General features: G+C 39.5%; 6 protein-coding genes. All 6 read left to right on the forward strand.

From position 1 onward, the window contains the following. The first annotated feature begins 154 nt into the window (after window positions 1–154). On the forward strand, window positions 155–1,300 hold the full coding sequence (locus tag BO225_RS01250) for an FprA family A-type flavoprotein (protein WP_076340473.1): 1,146 nt from the start codon (window positions 155–157) through the stop codon (window positions 1,298–1,300). Window positions 1,301–1,429: 129 nt separating this feature from the next. Continuing rightward, on the forward strand, window positions 1,430–1,891 hold the full coding sequence (spx, locus tag BO225_RS01255; protein WP_083632031.1) for a transcriptional regulator Spx: 462 nt from the start codon (window positions 1,430–1,432) through the stop codon (window positions 1,889–1,891). 108 nt (window positions 1,892–1,999) lie between these two features. Continuing rightward, a complete protein-coding gene (locus BO225_RS01260; RefSeq protein ID WP_076340474.1) occupies window positions 2,000–2,389 on the forward strand; it encodes a GntR family transcriptional regulator in 390 nt (129 codons plus the stop codon). Next, window positions 2,373–3,227: an ABC transporter ATP-binding protein gene (locus tag BO225_RS01265; protein ID WP_419185465.1), complete on the forward strand. Its 855-nt coding sequence runs from the start codon at window positions 2,373–2,375 to the stop codon at window positions 3,225–3,227. Before BO225_RS01260 ends, BO225_RS01265 begins: the two co-directional genes overlap by 17 nt. Then, entirely contained in the window at window positions 3,224–3,877 is a 654-nt protein-coding gene (locus BO225_RS01270) for an ABC-2 transporter permease (protein WP_076340475.1), read from the forward strand. The genes BO225_RS01265 and BO225_RS01270 overlap by 4 nt, the downstream gene beginning before the upstream one ends. 314 nt (window positions 3,878–4,191) lie before the next feature. Continuing rightward, window positions 4,192–4,722, forward strand: coding sequence for a DUF1016 N-terminal domain-containing protein (locus BO225_RS01275; protein ID WP_076340476.1), 531 nt, complete (start codon window positions 4,192–4,194; stop codon window positions 4,720–4,722). Window positions 4,723–4,846 lie beyond the last annotated feature (124 nt).

Below are 4,846 nucleotides of genomic sequence, written 5' to 3' on the forward strand. Positions count from 1 at the left end.
AAGTCTTGCTTCTTTCCTTACATCCGCTAAAGAATTTACAAACTTAAAAAGCGAAGAAAAAGAGTGATCTTCGCTTCTTTTTTGTTGTGGTTAGAGCTCTTTTCAGATTTTAAGGAGAGTGATACAATTACACTGTTTATGGAGGAATAACACTATGTGGAGTGAATCAATTAAATTTATTGGCGCGAACGATCATACGCTTGATTTGTTTGAAAACCAGTATCCACTTGAATATGGAGTTTCATATAACTCGTATGTGATCTTAGATGATAAAGTTGCTGTCATGGATACGATCGATATCCGAGAAAGCGAAGCTTGGCTCAACACGCTCAAAGAAGAGCTCAACGGAAGAGAAGTCGATTATTTGATCGTTTCTCACATGGAACCCGATCATGCGGCCAATATTGATACGCTATGCAAACTCTATCCAAATATGAAGGTTGTAGGGAATGCGACGACATTTACGATGATCAACAATTTCTTTGAGATCGATGGACTCGAACAAAAGAAACATGTTGTCAAAGAAGGAGATACGCTTTCATTAGGAAAGCATACTTTACAATTTTACATGGCGCCGATGGTGCACTGGCCAGAAGTCATGATGACATATGTACCAGAAGAAAAGGTGCTCTTTTCCGCGGATGCGTTCGGTAAATTTGGCACGCTTGATGTCGAAGACGATTGGGCGACAGAAGCGAGACGCTATTATTTCAATATTGTTGGTAAATATGGCATGCAAGTGCAAACCGCTCTTAAAAAACTTTCTGGACTCGAGATCAATGTGATCTGCCCGCTGCATGGACCGATCTTAACGGAAAATCTTGGCTACTATTTGAATCTTTACAATACGTGGAGTTCTTATCAGCCGGAAGAAGATGGGGTCTTGATCGCGTATGCGACGATCTATGGACATACCAAAGAGGCGGCTTACGATCTTAAAAAGATGATTGAAGCGACAGGGCAAAAAGTCAAGATCCTTGAATTGAATCGAGTGCCTGTCTCTGTTGCGATCGGTGAAGCGTTCCGCTATTCGAAGCTTGTTTTGATGTCGTCGAGCTATGATGCCGGAGTATTCCCAGCTATGGAATTATTCTTGCTTGAATTGAGCCACAAAAATTTCCAAAACCGCAAAGTCGCGATCGTTGAAAATGGTTCTTGGGCGCCAAGCGCGGGCAAGACGATCAAATCGTATGTCGAGAAGTGGAAGAATATCGATCTTGTCGAGCCGGTGATCACGATCCGCTCTAAAGCAAAAAAAGCTGACGAAGAAAAGCTGGAAGCTCTCGCCAAGACGATCTAAGCAAGTTTCACAATCGATTCTTGAATACTACATTGCAAAAGATAGTAAAGTATTGCTTAAACGAAAGATGAATTCTTCCTTTTTATTTCCTATAAAGTTGCTATAATTTGGTTAAGGAGGAAGTTATATATGGTAATCCTTTATACTTCTCCTGGGTGCGCTAGTTGTCGAAAGGCAAAACAGTGGCTCAAAGATAATCATATTGATTTTGTCGAAAAAAATATTTTTTCAAGTGTGTTAAAAGAAAGTGAGATCAAGTACTTATTGTCAAGGTGCGAAAATGGTACCGAAGATATCATTTCCGTACGTTCAAAAGTGTTTCATTCTTTAGAGAAAGGGATTGATGACTTCTCGACAAAAGAATTGATTGCTTTGATTCAAAAGAATCCTTCAATTTTAAAACGTCCGATTCTTTTATCAGAGAACAGTATGGTGATTGGGTATGATGATGATGAAATTACGACCTTTACACCTCGAACTGTACGCAGTCAAACCACTCACGACCGCACACCAGGAAGCTTTAAAGACGAAGTTGACTCTGGCATCAACCAAAATGAAATGCCAGGAACGATTCATCTGCGTTCATTTTAAAATCTCTTACTCGTAAGAGATTTTTTTTTAAGATTATAAATAAACAGTATATAACACTTGACAACAGTTAAATACTGTTATATTCTGTTTACAGATGAAGGAGACCGCATGCAAATCATCATCCATACAACAAGCTATGTACCGATCTATGAACAGATCGTCGATCAAATCAAAGCCGGGATCCGCGAAGGAAGCTTCCAAGAAAACGAGCATCTTCCTTCCGTACGTTCATTAGCCAAAGAGTTGAAGATCAGCGCTTTGACCGTAAAAAAAGCCTATGACGCCCTTGAAGAAGAGGGATTGATCCAAACTGTTCATGGAAAAGGAAGCTATATCAAACAATTCAACAAAGCGCTTTTGCTCGAGGAACAACAAAAAGAAATCGAGCAAGATCTAGAAAAACTGCTGCTTAAAGCGAAGCAGTATCATCTTGAACGCAAGCAAGTCGTGAATATGTTTGATCTGATGCTGGAGGAAATATATGATTCTGAAGATTAATAACGCAAAAAAACGCTATCCCGCCTTTGAACTCGACTGTTCGATGGAAGTTCATCCTGGCGAGATCGTAGGATTGATTGGAAAAAACGGCGCAGGAAAAAGCACAACATTCTCCTTGACTTTAGGCCTTGATCGGCTGGATGGAGGAGAGATCGAACTATTCGGCAAACCGATCCAAGAATTGGATGATCAAATCAAACAAAAACTTGGTGTTGTATTATCCGACTCCACATTCAATGGGAATCTAACGATCCAATCGATCCAGAATATCTTAAAAGCGATGTATACCAAATTTCAGCCACGTTTTTTTGAAGAAAAAGTCAAAGCGTTCGAGCTGCCAAGAAAACAAGCGATCCGCACTTTTTCGACAGGTATGAAAGCGAAGCTCAACATTTTGATCGCGCTATCGCATCAAGCCGAATTCTTGATCTTGGACGAGCCGACTTCTGGCTTAGATGCGATTGCTCGCGAAGAGATCCTTGATATGCTCAGAAGCTATATGGAAGAAGATCCCGATCGTTCGATCTTGATCAGCTCTCATATTTCAAGCGACCTGGAAACGTTGTGCGACCAAGTGTTCTTGATCGATCAAGGGAAAATGATTTTTCATAGCGATATGGATACGATTTTGTCGAAGTATGGGATCCTCAAAGTGAGTCCATCTCAATTCGAGACGATGGACAAGAGCTATCTTGTGAAAGTGAAAGACGAGACTTTTGGTAAAGTGTGTCTTGTGAATGAAAAACAATATTATTTAGAAAATGAACCCGAACTCGTGGTAGAGAACGCCAATTTGGATACTCTCTTTACGATGTACGTTCAAGGAGAAAGCAAGTGAAAGGGTTATTGATCAAAGATCTAGAATTGATCAAATCGCAAAAGAGCTTTTTGATCATGATGGTCGTCTTAAGTTTAGCGATGCTTTTGTTCAACGAAAGCGATCCAACATTTATCGTCGGGTTTTTGCCATGTATCGGAGCGATGCTCTCGATCAATACGCTTAGCTTTGATCAATACGAAAGTGGTTTGAAATATTTGTTCACACTTCCCATAGACCGCAAGCAATATGTGCTTGAAAAATATGGATTAGCGCTTTTGTTGATCGTGGTTTCGACCGCTTTTGCAACTGGATTGGTCATGATCACTAGCCTATCTCAGCCAATCGACACGCATGAACTAGGGATGGCTGCTCTCTCGGTGATTCCTGTTGCTATTTGCATCATGGCATTCATGTTTCCTGTTCAGCTGCGTTATGGGTCTGAATCGGGACGTCTTGTGTTTCTTATCGTCTTTTTAGCGATCGGAGTGCTTTCTGGGACGATCAGCCAATTGTTTGAAAATATCGATCTTTCATTTTTTGCCCCTCTCATTCAAAGCTATGCAGAAAACCCAACTCTGTTTCTTATTTCGATCCTAGCGCTCTCACTTCTAGTCTTCGGAGCATCGATGTATTTTAGCATCCGCGTCTTGAAGAAAAAAGAACTATAAATGACAAAAAAGCAATCCCGAGCAGGATTGCTTTTTATCGTGTAGTGGGTGAAAGTCTCAATGCCATGCTTTGTGAACGACAAGCCGCACGCTAGAATGATAGAAAAAATCTTTTAGTTATTTTCAAGCAAAATTGAATGTTTTTATTTCGCCGAATTTGTACATTTTTAAGTTGGCATCTATTATATGCATCATCCCTCTGCTATGATACTTTCAATAGATCTGGAAGATGAAGTCAAAGTAAACTATGAGAAGTTCTGTAAGTTGCTGGAAAAATAAATTAAATCTCAACGTGGATTTAGGAGGCGAATAAAATGATCAATAATTTAGAAATCAGCCAAATGATAGAAGTACATAAGACAGATGATATTGTTGCGGATATGAGATATATTATTGAATCCTCTCAAAAGACAGCGTATCACGCTGTGAATATGGCACTAGTATATCGCAATTGGCTTATCGGACAGCGTATTGCCGAAGAGATTCTGGACGGGGAAGATCGGGCGGAATATGGTAGTCAGGTAATTAAGAATTTATCTCGAAAACTCACAGAAATATTTGGAAAAGGGTTTACAAAATCTAATTTGTATAGTTATTACCGCTTTTATACGTACTTTCCGAAGATTTTCCACTCACTGAGTGGAAAATCTCTTGGCGAATTATTATCCTGGACTCATTATCGAACTTTGATTCAGGTGGAAGATAAAACGGCAAGAGAATGGTATGCTAAAGAAGCGTTCAATGAAGCATGGAGCGTTCGAACTTTACAGCGGAATATCTCTTCTCAATATTACTATCGTTTGTTGAAAACACACAAAAAAGAGATTGTTAGAAATGAGATGTGAAGTGTACCCTTTGTCAAGGACAAAATAATTAGTAGTGATCCTATTTACTGAACAGATGTATTCTTATTTTTGATTTTATCTTTGTTTACTCTCCGTATACATTTCGATTTCGACTTGCAGATAA

This window comes from Dubosiella newyorkensis (assembly GCF_001945605.1).
In the GTDB taxonomy this organism is placed as follows: Bacteria; Bacillota_I; Bacilli_A; order Erysipelotrichales; family Erysipelotrichaceae; genus Dubosiella; species Dubosiella newyorkensis.

Coding starts and splice junctions, on each gene's coding strand:
- BO225_RS01250 (WP_076340473.1), top strand. CDS start 155: ATGTGGAGTGAATCAATTAAATTTATTGGCGCGAACGATCATACGCTT.
- spx (WP_083632031.1), top strand. CDS start 1,430: ATGGTAATCCTTTATACTTCTCCTGGGTGCGCTAGTTGTCGAAAGGCA.
- BO225_RS01260 (WP_076340474.1), top strand. CDS start 2,000: ATGCAAATCATCATCCATACAACAAGCTATGTACCGATCTATGAACAG.
- BO225_RS01265 (WP_419185465.1), top strand. CDS start 2,373: ATGATTCTGAAGATTAATAACGCAAAAAAACGCTATCCCGCCTTTGAA.
- BO225_RS01275 (WP_076340476.1), top strand. CDS start 4,192: ATGATCAATAATTTAGAAATCAGCCAAATGATAGAAGTACATAAGACA.